We start from the raw sequence: 18,065 nt of genomic DNA on the forward strand, positions 1-18,065 counted from the left end.
ATACGAATGCAAACGTTTTACTGCGACACTTCGCCGCTCTCATTATTTCCAATAGATGGTTAATTCGATTGTCAATTCCGGATCGTAAATCGCACATAGGAACGGTCGCCGGAACCCGGCATCCGGACCGCATCGCATGGGAGAAAGAAGGAGAAATGACCCGCACACGTTTGCGCGGGATGGCGACACGAACGGTCGCAAGACGAGGGCTGTTCCGCAACGCGTTCGTGCGCGTTGCCGCAGGATGAAGAACGTCCTGGCCGGCCTGTCAGCAGAGAACGCTATCGCTGGAACAACAGTATGGATCGAAGGAAGCGGCGGCGGCACGCCGAAGCGTACCGCCGCCGTCATGCCGCCCGGTGCGTTGTCGCGTCAGGCGGCGGGCATGACGCGGAAGCCGCGGCCTCCGCCGACGCCGGCGACCAGCCGCCGCCGAGCGCACGGTACAGCGTGATCGCATTCGCGAGCCGAAGCTGCTTGAGCCGGATCAGCTCCTGCCCCGACTCGTACGTGCTGCGCTGCGCGTCGAGCAGTTCGAGATACGTCGCGACACCGCCCGCGTAGCGACGCTCCGCGAGCTTCAGCCGCGCGCCGTCGGCCGCATGGACGTCCTGCTGCGCGGCAAGCTGGCGATCGATCCAGTCGCGCGCGGCGAATGCATCGGCCACTTCGCGGAACGCGGTCTGCACCGTCTTCTCGTAATCGGCAACCGCGATGTGCTTGCGCGCGTTCGCGACGTCGAGGTTCGCGCGATTGCGTCCGCCCGCGAAGATCGGCAGCGTGATGCGCGGCGCGAACGTCCACACGCTCGTGCCGCCGGCAAACAGGCTCGACAATGCGTCGCTGATCGAGCCGTAGTCGCTCGTCAGCGTGATGCGCGGGAAGAACGCCGCGCGCGCGGCGCCGATCTGCGCGTTGGCAGCCTTGAGCCGCGCCTCCGCCTGCCGGATGTCCGGCCGCCGTTCGAGCAGCGTACTCGGTGCGCCGGGCGCCACCGGCGCGATCGACAGCGTGTCGAGCGCGGTCGTGTCGCCAGGTACGTTGCGCGCGAAGTCGCCCGCGAGCAACTGCAGCGCCCGCACGGACTGCGCATGCTCGCGCTGCAGCGCGGCCTGCGACGCGCGCGCGGAGGCCACCAGCATTTCGGCCGAGCGCAGCTCGATCGCATCGCTCGTGCCGGCCGTATAGCGCCGCTGCGTGAGCGCGGCCATGCGTTCGCGAGCCTCCAGCGTGCGCTGCGCCAGCGCGAGCTGCTCGTGCAGCGAGCGCTCCGATACATAGGCGAGCGCCACGTCGGCGATCACGCCGATGCGAACCGTGCGTTGCGCGTTCGCCGTCGCGAAATATTCGGCGAGCGCCGCGTCGGACAGGCTGCGCACGCGGCCGAACAGGTCGAGCTCGTACGCGCTGACGCCGACGCCCGCGCGATACAGCCCGCTGATCGCGCTTTCGCGCACAACCGGGTCGTACTGTCGCGCACGGTCGTAGCCCAGGTTCGCATCCACCGACGGCATCAGGTCCGCGCGCTGCACGCCGTACAGCGCGCGCGCTTCCTCGAGACGGCCGGCCGCGACCCGCAGGTCGCGATTGTTCGCGAGCGCCGCATCGATCCACGCCTGCAACGCGGCGTCGGTAAAGTAGGCGCGCCAGTCGTCGAGCAGCGCGGCGGCGTCGGGCGACGCCTCGGCCGCCGGTGCGGCACTGCCGTCGACCGGCGCATAGGTCGCCGGCACCGGCGCCGCCGGCCGCTCGTAGCGCGGCGCGAGCGTGCAGCCGGCCAGCGCGAGCGCGGCGGCCAGCGCAACCTGAACCCGCAGCGCGGCGCGTGCATTCAGCGCAAACATCATTGAGAACCCTCCATCGCCGCCGGCTGGGCCCCGCCGCGCCGGCGCGGGCCGACGTCGAACAGGCGGCCGACGATCACGAAAAACAGCGGGACGAGGAACACCGCGAGCACGGTCGCCGTGATCACGCCGCCGAGCACGCCGGTGCCGATCGCCATCTGCGCGCCGGACGCGGCGCCCGATGCAAACGCGAGCGGCAGCACGCCGACGCCGAACGCGAGCGACGTCATCACGATCGGCCGCAGCCGCAGGCGCGCGGCCTCGAGCGCCGCGTCGACGAGCGACATGCGCTGCGCGACCAGGTCCTTCGCGACTTCGACGATCAGGATCGCGTTCTTCGCGGACAACCCGATCGTCGCGATCAGCCCGACCTTGAAGTAGATGTCGTTCGGCATCGCGCGCAGCGTGACGCCGAGCACCGCGCCGATCACGCCGAGCGGCACGACCAGCATCACCGCGAACGGAATCGACCAGCTCTCGTAGAGCGCCGCGAGCGCGAGGAACACGACGAGCACCGACAGCGCGAACAGCATCGGCGCCTGCGCACCCGACAGCCGCTCCTCGAACGACTGCCCCGACCACGAGAAGCCGGTGCCGGCCGGCAGTTTCGCGGCGAGCCGCTCGATCGCGGTCATCGCCTCGCCGCTGCTGTGGCCTGCCGCGGCCGCGCCATTGATCGTGAACGACGGATAGCCGTTGTAGCGCGTGAGCTGCGGCGGCCCCATCGTCCAGTGCAGCGTCGTGAACGCCGCGAGCGGCACCATCTCGCCGCGCGTGTTGCGCACGCGCAGCTTCTTCACGTCGTCCGGATCGAGCCGATGCAGCCCGTCGGCCTGCACGACCACGCGCCGCACCTGCGTGCCGTGCATGAAGTCGCCGATATAGTCGGAGCCGAACATCACCGCGAGCGTCGTGTTGATCTCGTCCATCGACACGCCGAGCGCGGACGCCTTCGCGCGATCGATGTCGAGCTTCAGCTGCGGCGCGTCCTGCGTGCCGGCGAACATCAGGTCGGTCAGCGCCGGATCCTTGCGGCCCGTCGCGAGCAGTTGCTCGCGCGCGGCGCTGAACGTCGCGTAGTCGAGCCCGCCGCGGTTCTGCAAGCGGAAGTCGAAGCCGCTCGACGAGCCGAGATCGGGCAGCGCCGGCGAGTTCATCGCGAACACCGTCGTGTTCGGCGTGCTCGCGAAGCGCTCGTTGATGCGCGCGACGATCGCCTGCACGTGAGCGTCTTCACTCTTGCGCTCCTTCCAGTTCTTCAGCGTGACGAAGATCATCCCGCCGTTCGGCCCTTCGCCGTACAGGTTGAAGCCGCCGAGCGCATACGTGTACGCGGCCGGCTCGTCGCGGCGGATGGCCGACTCGACCTCCCGCACGCTCTGCATCGTTTCCGCGAGCGGCGTGCCTTGCGGCCGGATCACCATCACCATGAAATTGCCCTGGTCCTCGTCCGGCAGGAACGCGCTCGGCAGCTGCGTGAGCATCAGCGCCGCGGCACCGGTCAACGCGCCGTACACGACGAGCCAGCGCACCGGCTTCTTCAGCATCGCGCCGACGCGCGTCGCATAGCGCTGCGTCGCGTGTGCGACGAAGCGGTTGAACCAGCCGAAGAAGCCGCGCTTCTCGTGATGGTCGCCGGACACGGGCTTGAGCAGCGTCGCGCACAGTGCGGGCGTCAGCGACAGCGCGAGGAAGGCCGAGAAGCCGATCGACACCGCGAGCGACAACGCGAATTGCCGGTAGATGTTGCCCACCGCGCCGCCGAAGAACGCCATCGGCACGAACACCGACGTCAGCACCACGGTGATCCCGACGATCGCGCCGCTGATCTGCTTCATCGCCTTGACGGTCGCGTCGTAGGGTTGCAGCCCCTCCTCGACCATCAGCCGCTCGACGTTCTCGACCACGACGATCGCGTCGTCGACGAGGATGCCGATCGCGAGCACCATCCCGAACATCGTCAGCACGTTGATCGAGAAGCCCGCCGCATACATCACGCCGAACGTGCCCGCGAGCGCGACCGGCACGACGAGCGTCGGGATCAGCGTCGCGCGCAGGTTCTGCATGAACAGGAACATCACGAGGAACACCAGCACGCCGGCCTCGATCAGCGTCGTGACGACCTTGTTCATCGATACGCGCACGAACGACGACGTCTCGTACGGGATCTGGTACTTCACGCCCGGCGGAAAATACGCGGACAGCTCGTCCATCGTCGCGCGCACGCGCTTCTCGGTGGACACCGCGTTCGAGCCCGGCGCGAGCTTGATGCCCATCCCGGTCGCGACCTTGCCGTTCACGTACGACGGATAGTTGTAGTCGTTGCCGCCGAATTCGATGCGCGCGACGTCGCGCAAATACAGCGCGGAGCCGTCGGCCTGCGTGCGCAGCGCGATCGCGCCGAAATCGGCCGGCGTCTTCAGCGGCGCATCGGCGAACACGGTCGCCGCGATCGGCGCACTGGCCGGCACCGCGCTGCGGCCGATGTCGCCGATCGTCACGCGCGCGTTGTGCGCGCGCACGGCCGACGCGATATCCGACGCGGTGAGGCCGTGCCCGGCCATCTTCACCGGGTCGGGCCAGATCCGCATCGCGTACTCGGCGCCCCAGAACTGCACCTTGCCGACACCCTCGACGCGACGCAGCGCCTGCACGACGTTCGCCGACGCATATTCGCCGAGCTGCACGGCGCTCATCCGTCCGTCGTCGGACGTCAGCGACACCACGAGCTGAATGTTGTCGGCGGCCTTCTCGACCTGGATGCCGTCGCGCCGCACCGGTTCGGGCAGCCGCGCCTCGACCGTCTTCAGCCGGTTCTGCACTTCGACGGCCGCGAGATCGGCGTTCACGCCCTGCTTGAACGTCAGGTACAGCGACGCCGCCCCGGCGCTGCTGGTGGCCGACGTGTACAGCAGCCCCGGCGCGCCGTTCATTTCGCGCTCGATCAGCGCGGTCACCGATTCCTCGACGACTTGCGCGGACGCGCCCGGGTACGTCGCATAGATGCTGACGACGGGCGGCGCGATGTCCGGGTACTGCGCAACGGGCAGCGCGCGGATCGCGAATGCGCCGCCCAGCATGATGAAGATTGCGATCACCCACGCAAAAACGGGGCGATCGATGAAGAAACGTGCCATGGTGGTGTGGTGTTAACCAGTCAGGTTTGACGGGCAGCCGCCTGCGAAGCGGCCGCTGCCGGCGCTGCCTTCGACGGCGGCGCCTTCTCGACGGGCTTGACGGCCGTATCGGGCGCGAACTGCGCGGCGTTGTCGACGATCACGCGCTCGCCGCCCGCGAGGCCGCGCGTGATGCGCCAGTCATGGCCGCTCATCTGGTCGGCGGCGACCTCGACGTCCTTGACCTTGCCGTTCGTGCCGACCACGCGCACCGACGTGCGCTCGGCCGTGCGCAGCAGCGCATCGCGCGGCACGAGGATCGCCCGCTGGTCGACCGCCGTGTCGAGCGCGATCCGCACATACGCGCCCGGCAGCAGCTCGCGCTCCGGATTCGGGAACAGCGCGCGCATCGCGACGGTGTCGGTGGTCGGATCGACCGCGAGATCGCTGAACAGCAGCTTGCCCTTCAGCGGATACGCGGTGCCGTCGGCGCGCAGCAGCGTCACCGCGATGTCGTGCTGCGCGATGCCCGTCGCACGCCCGCTCTTCACCGCGCGGCGCAGCGCGTCGACATCGGCGGCCGGCTGCGAGAAGTTCACGTAGATCGGATCGAGCTGCTCGACGGTCGTGAGCGGCGTCGCCTGGTCCTGGCCGACGAGCGCGCCTTCGGTCACGAGCGCGCGCCGTGCGCGGCCCGCGATCGGCGCGGTGACGGTCGCATAGTCGAGTTGCAACTGCGCGCGTGCGAGCTCCGCCTTCGCGGAAGTCACGCCGGCCTTCGCCTGCGTGTCGTCGGCCACCGCCTCGGTATGGTCGCGTTCGCTCACCGCGCGATCGCGCACGAGATCGTCGTAACGGCGGCGCTTGTCGCTCGCCGCGAGCGCGGCGGCCTGCGCCTTCGCGAGCGCGCCCTGCGCGGCGTCGCGCGCGGCCTTCAGCGGCGCGGGATCGATGCGGAACAGCACCGCGCCCTGCTTCACTTCCTGGCCTTCCTCGTAGGTGCGCGCGGTCACGATGCCCGCGACCCGCGCGCGTACTTGCGCCTGCCGGTACGCATCGAGCCGGCCCGGCAATTCGACGGTCATCGGCACGGCCGTCGGGCGCACCGTCACGACCGTTGCCTGTTTCGCGGCCTCCGGCGCGGCGTCCTGGTCGCCCTTTCCACATCCGGCCAGGGCCAGCACGGCCGCCAGCGCGAACGGCGCCAGACGGTGGCGCAACAGGGAGCGATTGTTGTTCATGTGTGACCTCGGATCGTTCGCCACCGATAAAATGCGGCGGCTCAGGGTGGTCGATTATAATCAGTCACGACTGATTAAATACACGCCGCTTCAATCTGACCGTCACACTGTCTCAATAAAACGACAGCGAACTGTAAGGAATTTCAGGACATGGCCCGCAAGACCCGCGAAGAATCGCTCGCCATCAAGCACCGAATCCTCGACGCCGCCGAGCTCGTGCTGCTCGAGAAAGGCGTGGCGCAAACCGCGATGGCAGACCTCGCCGAGGCCGCCGGGATGTCGCGGGGCGCCGTCTACGGCCACTACCGCAACAAGATGGAAGTGTGTCTCGCGCTGTGCGACCGCGCGTTCGCGCGCACGTCGGAAGGCTTCGACGCGGGCGACGGGCTGCCCCCGCTCGCCACGCTGCGGCGCGCCGCATCGCACTATCTGCAGGAATGCGGCGAGCCGGGCCCGATGCAGCGCGTGCTCGTGATCCTCTATACCAAGTGCGAGCAGAGCGAGGAAAACGGCGCGCTGCAGCGGCGCCGCATGCTGCTCGAATTGCAGATGCTGCGGATCACGAAGGCGCTGCTGCGTCGCGCGATCGCGGCCGGCGAAGTCGCCGCCGATCTCGACGTGCACCTGGCCGCCGTCTATCTCGTGTCGCTGCTCGAAGGCGTGTTCGCGTCGATGATCTGGACCAACCGGCTGCGCGGCAACCTGTGGACCGACGCCGAGGCGATGCTCGACGCCGGCTTCGACACCGTGCGCACGTCCGCCGCCTTGCGCATCCGCGCGCACAAATTGCCGGACTGACGCAAATTGTCGTAATAAATGCTGGTTTAGCCCGATTTACCGTACTGCGAAACGAATGAGCTGACCCTCTTTAAAATTTTTAACGTTTCGCGGAACATCGGTAGCCTGACGCTGTCACCTTTCTTTAGCGTCTTCGTGATAACCGGGTTCGACCCGAATGCACGCCGCCGTTCGAAGCGGGCCCGCCCCGCGCGTTGGGTCGAACGGAAACGACACAGGCCCCTGGCGGGGCCTGTTTTGTTGCACGCCCGCCGCCCGCCCCGTCGCTGCCCGACGGATGTGCCGCCGGCGGCCCCTGCCCACACCCCTTTGAACCGCTTTCCTGGATGTGGACACCTTGGTCAAGCCTGCCGCTACCCCTGATGCTTTCGCGCCCGGCCGCGCGCAGCGCATTGCGCGCGCGCTCGTGCCGGCCGCCGTGCTCGGCGCCCTCGCCGCACTCGGCCTCGCCGCGCTGCCGGCCGTGTCGCAACTGCCGGGCGCCGTCGACTCAAGCACGGCCGCGCTGCCGCAGCGCGTGCTGTCGGACACGCCGTTTCCCACCGCGCAGCATTTCGTGACGAGCGAGCTCGCTCGCACGATCGGCGAGCGCAACGACCGCAGCCAGCAGCCGGGCCTGTTCGCGCCGCTCAGCGCGCACCGCAACGACATGCTCGGCTATGCGAACCTGTTCCAGTTCGCGGCCCCCGATAACCAGCACGGGATGCGTGCGGGCGACATCGAACTCACGCTGTCCGATACGTTGAACCGTCTCGACGTGCCGCCCGAGGTGCGTATCCAGTTCGGCGATCTCGTCAGCGACAAGGTCGCGATGCGGGCAAGCGCGCAGCGCGGCGACTACTACCGCATCGCGTTCGACACGAACGACGGCACGGCGCGCGTTACCGCACTCGAACTGCGCGTCGCCGGCCGCACGTTCGGCGCGCTCTGGTTCCGCGCACCGGGCGCCGAGCACGGCGCGTACTACGCGCTCGACGGCTCGCCGCTCGAAGCCGCCGCATTCACGATGCCGGTCAAGTGGACGCGCATCAGCTCGTTCTTCGGCGAGCGCATCCATCCGCTGTCGCAGGCGATGGCGTTCCACACGGGCGTCGATCTCGCGGCACCCACCGGCACGCCCGTCGACGCAGCGGCCGACGGCGTCGTATCGTTCGTCGGCACCGATCCGGGCGGCTACGGCCGCTACGTGATCGTCGATCACGCCGACGGTTACTCGACGTACTACGCGCACCTGTCCGCGTTCGCACGCGGCCTCAAGACGGGCGAGACCGTGAAGCAGGGCCAGCGCATCGGCTCGGTCGGGATGACGGGCGCCGCGACGGGCCCGCACCTGCACTTCGAGGTGCGCGTCGCGAACAATCCGGTCGATCCGCTCGTCACGCTCGCGAGCGCACAGACCGCGCTGTCCGACATGCAGCTCACCGCATTCCGCCAGGAAGCGGCGCAATGGCGCTTCCGCCTCGCATCGATCGATACGGCGCCGTTCGCGTTCGCGCAGAACGACGGGCCGCTGTGGGGCGATTTCGCGACCGATTCATCGACGCTGCGCGCAGTCTTCAATACGCATTACTCCGCGTCGTGACGCACGTGCCGCGCGCAGTTGCCCGACGGGTAGCGGCGCGCGGCCGACTCTCTACCGCCGTTGCCATTGCTGCCGGCCGAGCCCGACCTGCCCGGCGTGCTGTCCGCTGCACGCATTCACCGGCACGGCTTCTTCGGCATGTCGAAACGGCCGCGGCATGCCGTCACCGCGCGGGTTCCGTATCCCCGGCCGCCGCGTGCGCCGCGCGTTCCGTACGCGGGCGCCGCGACAGCAGCCAGCGTGCCGCGCCGTCGAGCGACGTGCACAGCATCAGATAGATCAGCGCGACGAACAGGAAGATCGGCGCCGGATACACCATCAGCCGGTTGTTCACCTGCGTCGCGACGAACGACAGCTCCGGCACGCCGACGACATATGCGAGCGACGTGTCCTTCACGAGCGCGACCCACTGGTTGACGAACGACGGCGTCATGATCCGGATCGCCTGCGGCAGCAGCACGTAGCGCACCGTCTGCCAGCGCGTGAGCCCGAGCGACAGCCCGGCCTGCCATTGCCCGTCGCCGGCCGCGACGATGCCCGCATGCACCGCGTGCGCGAGATACGCGCCGCCGATCAGCGCGAGCGCGCATACGACCGTCGCGAGCCCCGGCACGTCCATGTGCAGCACCACGGGTATCAGGAAGTAGGTCCAGAAAATCAGCATCAGCACGGGAATCGCGCGGAAGAAGCCGATGAACGCCAGCAGCAGCACGCGTGCTGGGCCGCGCGCGAGCGCCATCGCAACACCGAGCGCGATGCCGAGCACGGCCGACACGACGGCCGACGCGATTGCGAGCAGCAGCGACAGCGCGGCGCCGCCGAGCGGCCCTTCCGGGAAGGCGCCGACGAGCAGGTACGGCAGATTGGCGAGCAGCAGCGAAAAGTCCATCGTCAGCGCCCCGCTCCCAGCCGGTCGCGCCATTGCGTGGCGGCATACGCGCCCGCTTCGATCGCGGCCACCGCCGCAACGTACAGCACGGTCGCCACGCCGAATGCCGCGAACGTCTTGAACGTCTCGGTCTCGACCTGCCGCGATGCATATGACAGCTCGGCCACGCCGATCGCCATCGCGAGCGACGAGTTCTTCACGAGATTCATGTATTGGCCGAACAGCGGCGGCAACGCGATGCGCACCGCCTGCGGCAGCACCACGTAACGCAGCGACTGCATCGGCGTGAGGCCGAGCGCGGCCGCCGCATCGTGCTGCGCGCGCCGCACGCCGCGCAAGCCCGCTTCGCACTCCTCGGCGACGAACGCGGCCGTATAGGCGCTCAGCCCGACCCAGCCCGCGACGAATTCGAACGACGGCCATGCGAGCGTGAACGGGCCGATGCTCAACGCATGGCGCGCGTTGAGCCACGCGATCCAGGTGTCGGGCAGCAACGATGCGACGCCGAAATACCAGAACAGCAACTGCACGAGCAGTGGCGTGTTGCGGAACGTGACGACGTACGCGGCCGCCACCGTGCGCAGCCCCGGGCCGCGCGCATGCCGCATGACCGCGAGCAGCAGCCCGCCGGCGGTCGCGAAGACGGCCGACGCAGCCGCGAGGCCGAGCGTCAGCAGGAAGCCCTGCCAGAGCCAGGACAGATATTTGGGAGCCAACCCGAGCATGCCGTGTTGCGGGCGCGAAGCGCGCGATCGGAAGAAAACGGAAAGCGCCGCGAGGCCGGTGGTCCGGCCGGTCGCGGCGCGCGTGCGATGCGGATCAGGTCTTGTCGCCGATCCGGAAGATGCGCGTGAGCGGCGTCTTCGTCGTCGGCCCGAACCATGCGTCGTAGATCTGCCCGGCCCGGCCGTTCGCCTCGAGCCCCTTCAGCGTGTCGTTGACGAAGCCGAGCAGGCGCGTCTCGCCCTTCGGCACGCCGACGCCCATGTAGTCGTTCGAGATCGTGAACGCCGGGATCTCGTAGTTCTGCTTGTCGGGCACGTTCGCGAGCAGCCCGATCAGCTTCGGGCCGTCCTGTGTGATCGCCTGCACGTTGCCGGCGCGCAGCGCGGCAAACGCGAACGGCGTGTCGTCATACGCGACGATCGTCGCCTTCGGGAATTTCTCGCGCAGCGTGATCTCGTTGGTCGTGCCCTTGTCGGCGCCGACGCGCAGCGTGTTCAGCTGGTCGGCCGATTTCAGCACGCCCTTCTTCGCGAGAAACTGCTGGCCCGACGAGAAATACGGAATGCTGAAGTCCACCTGCTTCGCGCGTTCGTCGGTGATCGTGAAGTTCGCGAGCACGAGATCGACCTTGCCGGACGTCAGGAACGGGATGCGGTTCGCGGGGTTGGTCGGCTGGAGTTGCAGCTTCACGCCGAGCTTGTCGGCGAGCGCCTTTGCGTAGTCGACGTCGAGGCCGACGATGTGATTGCTTTTGCCGTCGACGTAACCGAACGGCGGGTTGCTGTCGAATGTCGCGACGCGCAGCACGCCGGCTTTCTTGATGTCGTCGAGACGGTCCGCATGTGCGACGGTGCTTGCAGCGATGAGCGCGGCCCCGGCGAGCCACGTAGCGAGCGTGTGGATTTTCATGAGCACGACCTGATTTGTTATGAAGGCCGCCGCGGATCGCGCGGCGGCCCGGTTCGAAGAACATCGCGACGGAGTGTGCCGTCGCGAAGCCGCTAACGTATCAGCGCGTGCGGCGAATCCGAACCAACAAATGGTGCTTTGCTCAGCGGGTTTCGTGATGAAGCGAGCGACGCGATCAATCGCCGTCGCCGCCCGCTTCCCCGTCCGCGGACGCCGCGCACAGGAACTCGCCTTCGCCAGCCTCCTGCAGGTAATCGAGCGAGCGGTCCATGCTGAGGAACGACAGCGTGCCCGCGGCGCCCAATGCGTAGAGCGTGCGATGGTCCGGCGCGAAGATCACCTGCGACACGCCGCCCGCCACCGGAAATTCGCCGACGGTGCGGCGGGTCGCCACCTTGATCACGCGCATCGGCGAGCCGTCGTACGCGTTCACGGCGATCAGCTTGCCGTCGCCGCTGCCGTCAAAGCCGTGCGCCGAAGTCTGGCAGACCGGGTAGGTCTTCAGCGGCGCCAGGCTCGCCTGATCCACCCATTTGACCGACGACGCGCCGTAAAGCCACGTTCCCGCGCCCGGCGCGCCCGGTTCCGCCTGGATGAAGTCCGCATCGAGCGGATACGAGCGGACCGGCTCGTTCGTCGACGTATCGAACGCGACGATCGTGCCTTTCTGCATGGCGTTGACGTTCAGTTGTTTTCCGTCCGGCGACAGCCACATCGACAGCGGTCGCCCGAACTCGACGCCCGCCCCGTTGCCATCGCCCAGCTTCAGCGTCGCGACGACCTGCGGCCAGTGCGTGATGCTGACGACGGACACCGTGTCGTCGACGCCGTTCAACACGTAGAGCCTGTCGTGCGATGCCGATGCGACGATCGCGCGCGGAAACCGGCCGAGCGTCGCGCTGTCGACGATCTTTCCACTCGCCAGATCGATGCGCACGACGCTGTCCTCGCGCATCGACGCCACGTACGCATAGCGCTCGTCCGGGCTGACTACGACCCCGCTTGCGCCGCGGCCGCGGCACATGTTGCTCGGACAACCGTCGAGCCCCGTCTTGAACGGCTCCCCGGGAATCGTGCGGATCACCGCGCGCTTGTCGACGTCGACGACGACGAGCGCGTTCGCGTCGTTGTCGGTGATGTACAGGCGCTTGCCCGACGCGCCCATCACCATCGCATAGGTGCCCTTGCCGACCGGGACGATGGTCCCCGCGGCCAGCTCGGCCGACACGGGTGCGGCGCGATGCTGCTCGTCGTCGCGAATCTGCTCGGCGATCGTATCCGCGTCGCGCTTCGCCTGCTGCCGCGCATCGTCCTGCGCGCGCTCGCGGTCTACGGCCGTGCGCAGCGCCTGCAGCTCGGCGCTGCCCGCACGCTGCGCCGCGAACAGCATCGCGCCGCTGCCCAGCACCGCCAGCGCAACCGGCAGGACCGCGCCGCGCAACGACGCGCCCGAAGGACGAAAACCGTACAGTATCCAGCCGACGACAAAACCCGTGACGACGCCGCCCAGATGCGCGGCCTGGTCGATACCGGAAATGAAGAACCCCGACACCAGGTTGATGGCGATCACCTGGGCCACCGCGCCGAGATTGATGACGACGCGCGCATCGCGGCCGCTGTCCACGCGGCGGCGCAACGCGAACGCGGCGGCCGCGCCGGCCAGCCCCATCAGCGCACCCGACGCGCCGACGCTGACGACCGGGCGGATGCCGCTCGTCGGCACCACGATGCCGAACGCGACCTGCATTGTGCTGACCTCGTGATACCCGGACCAGAGCGCGCTCAGCAGCGAACCGCCGAGCGCCGACAGCAGGTACACGATGCCGAACCGCAGCGAGCCGCCCGCGCGCTCGAGCACGGTGCCGAGCACGATCAGCATGTAGAGGTTCAGCGCCAGATGCTGCCAGCCGCCGTGCAGGAACGCGCTGGTCAGCAGGCGCCACGGTTGCCCGGTCAGCGTATACGGCGCGAAATTGGCGCCCCAGTCGAGCAGCAGGCTGTTCGGCAGCGCACCGTACGATGCCTGCCGCCACATCAGCAGGAAGACGGCGAGGTTGACGACGGCCAGCAGGATCGTCAGGCCCGGAATGGATGATCGTTGTTCTTTCATGGATATTTTTTTCAATCGTCGATGGCGCCTGGAACCGGCGCTGCCGATTGTATATCCCGGACACGCGAACGACCGGAACAAAAAAACGCCCGCTGCAGGCAGCGGGCGCGAATCCCAGTCAAGGAGGTGTCACACGAACTACGGAATCAGGTTAAGCGGCGCACTCGCCGCCGGCAACGAATCGATTTCGATATCGTTATCGCGCGCGGCGCGATGAGCTTGCACTCGAGCGTGCAATTGCCGCGCGCAATCGATCACGGCTCGTGGCGCAGATACCCTTCCTTGCTCGGATCGCGCATCCGCCACGACACGATCAGCGAGATCGCGCACAGCACGGTCACGTACCAGTAGAAGGTTTCCTCGCTGCCGATCGACTTGAACCACAGCGCGACATACTCCGCCGAACCGCCGAAGATCGCGTTCGCGACCGCGTACGACAGGCCGACGCCCATCGCGCGCACTTCCGGCGGGAACATCTCGGCCTTGATCAGGCCGCTGATCGACGTGTAGAAACTGACGATCGCGAGCGCGACGGTGATCAGCACGAATGCGGCCACCGGGCTCGTCACGTCCTTCAGCGCATGCATCAGCGGCACCGTGCCGATCACCGCGAACGAACCGAACAGGATCATCGACGTACGGCGGCCGATCTTGTCGGACAGCGCACCGAACACCGGCTGCATCAGCATGTAGACGAGCAGCGCGACGGTCATCACGTTGCTGGCCGTCTTCGCATGCATGCCGGCCGTGTTGACGAGGTACTTCTGCATGTACGTCGTGAACGTGTAGAAAATCAGCGAGCCGCCGGCCGTGAAGCCGACCACCGTGAAGAACGCGCCCTTGTGCTGCCACACGCCGCGGATCGTGCCCGCGTTTTTCTTGTCGCGCGACGCGCTCGTCGACGTCTCGTCGAGCGACTTGCGCAGGTACAGCGAGATCAGCGCGGCCGCCGCGCCGACCACGAACGGAATGCGCCAGCCCCACGCCTTCAGGTCGTCGGCCGACAGCGTCTGCTGCAGGATCACGAGCACGAGCAGCGCGCACAGTTGGCCGCCGATCAGCGTCACGTACTGGAACGACGCGAAGAAGCCGCGGCGGCCCTTCAGCGCCACCTCGCTCATGTAAGTCGCGCTCGTGCCGTATTCGCCGCCCACCGACAGCCCCTGGAACAGCCGCGCGACCAGCAGCAGCGCCGGCGCGAGCGCGCCGATCTGCGCATAGGTCGGCAGCACCGCGATCACGAGCGAGCCGCCGCACATCATCAGCACGGAGATCATCATCGCGTTGCGGCGGCCGTGGCGGTCGGCGATGCGGCCGAACAGCCAGCCGCCGATCGGACGCATCAGGAAGCCGGCCGCGAACACGCCCGCCGTGTTCAGCAGCTGCGTCGTCGTGTTGCCGCTCGGGAAGAACGCCGGCGCGAAGTACAGCGCGCAGAACGAGTAGATGTAGAAGTCGAACCACTCGACGAGGTTGCCCGACGAGGCGCCGACGATGGCGAACACGCGCCGCCGGGTGTCGTGCGCGGACAGCGCGGCTTGGTCGGTCTGGACGTCCATGGATGGGTCAGTTCCTTTTTTAGTGCTTTCTGGGCGAGACGGCGGGAGCCGCCGCGTGCGGTCGCATGTGGCACCGGTTCCGGCCCACGGCGCTACGGGATTTTAGCGAAATGTAAAGTAACAGGCTCTCCGGGTTCGTCCGGATGTAGAAAATTCTTCTCCCGCCATGCGTTCACCACATGAAAACGCCAGCCCGCAGGCTGGCGTCTGGTGCAAACTTTCTGCAGGCGAGGCTCAGATCCGCACCTCCGGCGGCACGTAGCGGCACTCGTAGCGTTTGCGCACGGTGCCGGCCTCGTCGACGCTTTCCAGGAACACGTCGAACTGCCACAGCCGCGCCATGTGCTTGAGCACCTCGTCGCTGTCGTTCGACAGGTGGCGGTTGTCGGTCATGAAGTGGCGCAGCGTGAGGCTGCGGTCACCGCGCGTGTTCACCGCCCACACCTGGATGTTCGGCTCGCGGTGATGGATGTCGTACTGCCTCGACAGCGCCTGCCGCACGTACTGGTAGCCTGAATCGTCGTGGATCGCCGACACCTCGAGCGAATCGCGCATGTCGTCGTCAAGCACCGAGAAGAGCCGCATGTCGCGGATCAGGCTCGGCGACAGGTACTGCGCGATGAAGCTCTCGTCCTTGAAGTTGCGCATCGCGTAGTGCATCGCCGGCAGCCACGGGGTGCCCGCGATCTCCGGAAACCACTTGTAGTCTTCCTCCGTCGGCGCTTCGCAGATCCGCCGGATGTCGCTCATCATCGAGAAGCCGAGCGCATACGGGTTGATCCCGCTGTAGTACGGTTTCGTGACGGGCGGCTGGTAGACCACGTTGCTGTGCGAATGCAGGAACTCCATCATGAAGCTGTCTTCCAGCTTCCCCTGGTTGTACAGCGTGTTCAGCAGCGTGTAGTGCCAGAACGTCGCCCAGCCTTCGTTCATCACCTGCGTCTGCCGCTGCGGATAGAAATACTGGCCGATCTTGCGCACGATGCGGATCACTTCCCGCTCCCACGGTTCGAGCAACGGCGCGTTCTTCTCCGCGAAATACAGCAGGTTCTCCTGCGGCTCGGGCGGATAGCGATCCTCCTGCTCCTCCATCAGCTCGGGCTTCTTGCCCGGCAGCGTGCGCCACAGTTCGTTCACCTGCGACTGCAGGTACGCCTCGCGTTCGCGCCGCAGCGCGGCTTCCTTCGACAGCGAAGGCTTCTGCGGCCGCTTGTAGCGGTCGACGCCGTAGTTCATCAGCGCATGGCACGAATCGAGCAGTTCCTCCACGCGATCGAGGCCGTAGCGCTCCTCGCATTCCGCGACGTAGTTCTTCGCGTACACGAGATAGTCGATGATCGCGTGCGCGTCGGTCCACAGCCGGAACAGGTAGTTGCCCTTGAAGAACGAGTTGTGTCCGTACGCCGCGTGCGCGATGACGAGCGCCTGCATCGTCATCGTGTTCTCTTCCATCAGGTACGCGATGCACGGGTTCGAGTTGATGACGATTTCGTACGCGAGCCCCATCTGGCCGCGACGGTAGCTCTTCTCGGTCGACAGGAAGTGCTTGCCGAACGACCAGTGACGGTAGTTGACGGGCATCCCGACCGACGCATACGCGTCCATCATCTGCTCGGCGCTGATCAGTTCGAGCTGGATCGGGTAGATGTCGAGCTCGTATTGTTCGGCGACCTGCGAGATGTGCGTGTCGTATTCCTCAAGCAGTTCGAACGTCCAGTCGGACGGGCACGGCAGCGGCTTGCGTTCGGCAACGTTCATACGCGCTTCCTTTTGCCCTGGGCCGGGCAAGTCGGCGGCCGGCGGCGGCGGTTCGGCCTGCCCGCGTTGCTGCGATGCGGCAGGGCCGGCCGTGTCGTCGCCGGAAGGGCGCGGCGCATAGCCGCGCGACTCGTTGTGCAGATGGCGGGTCGTCATGACATTTCCACCTGCTTTTCGAACAATTCGCGAAATACCGGGTAAATGTCGGCAGCCGATTCCACTTTTTTCATCGCGAGATGCGGCTGCGACAGGGCCAGTTGCGCGTATTCCAGCCACAGGTTCTGCTCTTCCGGCGCGACCTGGATATACGCGAAGTAACGCGTCTTCGTGAGGATATCCTCTTCCAGGATTTTGCGACACTTGGGCGAATCGTCGGTCCAGTTGTCGCCGTCGGACGCCTGCGCGCCGTAGATGTTCCACTCGGTCGGCGAGTAGCGCTCGTTCATCACCTTGCGCATCAGCTCGAGCGCGCTCGACACCACCGTGCCGCCGCTCTCGGTCGAATGGAAGAAGGTGTCTTCGTCGACTTCCTCGGCACGCGTGTGGTGACGGATGAACACGACCTCGATGCGCTCGTAGTTCCGTTTGAGGAACAGGTAAAGCAGGATGAAGAAGCGCTTCGACAGATCCTTGCGCTGCTCGTCCATCGAGCCCGACACGTCCATCAGGCAGAACATCACGGCCTGGCTCGACGGCTGCGGCTGCTTCACGCGGTTGATGTAGCGCAGGTCGAACGGATCGATGAACGGAATCCGCCAGATGCGCCCCTTCAGGTGATGGATCTCGGCCTCGAGCACCGCGATCTCCGCGCGCCGGTCTTCCGGATCGATCTTCATCGCCTCCAGCTGCGCCTCGAGTTCGCGCAGCTCGTTGACGAGCGGCGAGCCGAGCGCGATGCGACGCCCGAGCGCGCTGCGCAGCGAACGCACGACATCGATGTTGTTCGGCGTGCCTTCCGCCGACCAGCCCGCGCGCACGTTCTTCCAGCTCGGCACCGTCAGCAGGTGCGTCTTCACGAGGCGCGGCAGTTCGAGATCGTCGAAGAAGTACTGCATGAACTCGTCACGCGACAACTCGAACACGAAGTCGTCCTGCCCTTCGCCCTCGTTGCTCGCCTGACTGCCCCCGCCGCCCGAGCCGCCCTGCGGACGCGGGATCTTGTCGCCGCGCACGTAGTCCTCGTTGCCGGGGTGCACGTATTCACGACGCCCGCCAGGCGCGTGCCGAAAATTCGGCTCCGCGATGTCCTTGCGCGGGATCGTGATGCTCTGCGTGCTCTGGATATCCTTGATGCTACGATCGCGCACCGCGTCCGACACGGCGCGACGAATGTAGTTCTTGACGCGACGCAGAAAGCGTTCGCGGTTGGCGATACTCTTGTTCTTGCCGGCCAGCCTGCGGTCGATGATTTGATGAAGCACTCCCGGTCTCCCGCTCGAAAGTCGATATGCCGGGACGCTCGCCGCACATGCCGTCTCCCGTCATGCCGGCGGCGTCTCTGAAAGCGCCCGTACGGCGACGCCGTACGGGCTC

Annotated in this window: 12 protein-coding genes; 2 read left to right on the forward strand and 10 right to left on the reverse strand. The window is 67.0% G+C overall.

Features of this window, described 5'->3' with window-relative positions:
- Window positions 1-347: 347 nt before the first annotated feature.
- From HWX36_RS24105 to HWX36_RS24115, 3 genes are read right to left on the reverse strand one after another with little or no spacing between them, the layout of a single operon-like run.
- Window positions 348-1,844, reverse strand: a complete 1,497-nt coding sequence (locus HWX36_RS24105) for an efflux transporter outer membrane subunit (protein ID WP_175955507.1) — start codon at window positions 1,842-1,844, stop codon at window positions 348-350.
- Window positions 1,844-4,981, reverse strand: a complete 3,138-nt coding sequence (locus HWX36_RS24110; protein ID WP_175955432.1) for a multidrug efflux RND transporter permease subunit — start codon at window positions 4,979-4,981, stop codon at window positions 1,844-1,846. The genes HWX36_RS24105 and HWX36_RS24110 overlap by 1 nt, the downstream gene beginning before the upstream one ends.
- Before the next feature lie 20 nt (window positions 4,982-5,001).
- Window positions 5,002-6,201, reverse strand: a complete 1,200-nt coding sequence (locus HWX36_RS24115) for a MexX/AxyX family multidrug efflux RND transporter periplasmic adaptor subunit (protein WP_175955434.1) — start codon at window positions 6,199-6,201, stop codon at window positions 5,002-5,004.
- A 150-nt stretch (window positions 6,202-6,351) separates the two neighbouring features.
- Here HWX36_RS24115 and HWX36_RS24120 point away from each other — a divergent pair, with 150 nt between their 5' ends.
- Window positions 6,352-6,999, forward strand: coding sequence for a TetR family transcriptional regulator (locus HWX36_RS24120; RefSeq protein WP_175955436.1), 648 nt, complete (start codon window positions 6,352-6,354; stop codon window positions 6,997-6,999).
- Between the two features lie 337 nt (window positions 7,000-7,336).
- The gene (locus tag HWX36_RS24125) at window positions 7,337-8,581 is read left to right on the forward strand and encodes a M23 family metallopeptidase (protein ID WP_175955438.1); all 1,245 of its coding nucleotides are present in this window, start codon (window positions 7,337-7,339) and stop codon (window positions 8,579-8,581) included.
- A gap of 163 nt (window positions 8,582-8,744) precedes the next feature.
- Here HWX36_RS24125 and HWX36_RS24130 read toward each other — a convergent pair whose 3' ends face one another.
- The 7 genes from HWX36_RS24130 to HWX36_RS24160 all read right to left on the reverse strand — a co-directional run bounded on the left by HWX36_RS24130 (window position 8,745) and on the right by HWX36_RS24160 (window position 17,953).
- Complete coding sequence (locus HWX36_RS24130; protein WP_175955440.1) at window positions 8,745-9,470, reverse strand: amino acid ABC transporter permease; 726 nt, start codon at window positions 9,468-9,470, stop codon at window positions 8,745-8,747.
- A 2-nt stretch (window positions 9,471-9,472) separates the two neighbouring features.
- Window positions 9,473-10,195, reverse strand: coding sequence for an amino acid ABC transporter permease (locus HWX36_RS24135; protein ID WP_175955442.1), 723 nt, complete (start codon window positions 10,193-10,195; stop codon window positions 9,473-9,475).
- 94 nt (window positions 10,196-10,289) lie between these two features.
- Window positions 10,290-11,105 (reverse strand): ABC transporter substrate-binding protein, encoded by an 816-nt coding sequence (locus HWX36_RS24140; protein ID WP_175955443.1) that lies wholly within the window; start codon window positions 11,103-11,105, stop codon window positions 10,290-10,292.
- A 175-nt stretch (window positions 11,106-11,280) separates the two neighbouring features.
- Window positions 11,281-13,215 (reverse strand): rhomboid family intramembrane serine protease, encoded by a 1,935-nt coding sequence (locus HWX36_RS24145; protein WP_175955446.1) that lies wholly within the window; start codon window positions 13,213-13,215, stop codon window positions 11,281-11,283.
- A gap of 254 nt (window positions 13,216-13,469) precedes the next feature.
- A complete protein-coding gene (locus HWX36_RS24150; protein ID WP_175955448.1) occupies window positions 13,470-14,774 on the reverse strand; it encodes an MFS family transporter in 1,305 nt (434 codons plus the stop codon).
- Between the two features lie 234 nt (window positions 14,775-15,008).
- Window positions 15,009-16,688: a SpoVR family protein gene (locus HWX36_RS24155; RefSeq protein WP_089494795.1), complete on the reverse strand. Its 1,680-nt coding sequence runs from the start codon at window positions 16,686-16,688 to the stop codon at window positions 15,009-15,011.
- Window positions 16,685-17,953, reverse strand: a complete 1,269-nt coding sequence (locus HWX36_RS24160) for a YeaH/YhbH family protein (RefSeq protein WP_046545649.1) — start codon at window positions 17,951-17,953, stop codon at window positions 16,685-16,687. Before HWX36_RS24160 ends, HWX36_RS24155 begins: the two co-directional genes overlap by 4 nt.
- Window positions 17,954-18,065: the final 112 nt, after the last annotated feature.

This window comes from Burkholderia sp. BCC0405 (assembly GCF_902833075.1).
Lineage (GTDB): Bacteria > Pseudomonadota > Gammaproteobacteria > Burkholderiales > Burkholderiaceae > Burkholderia.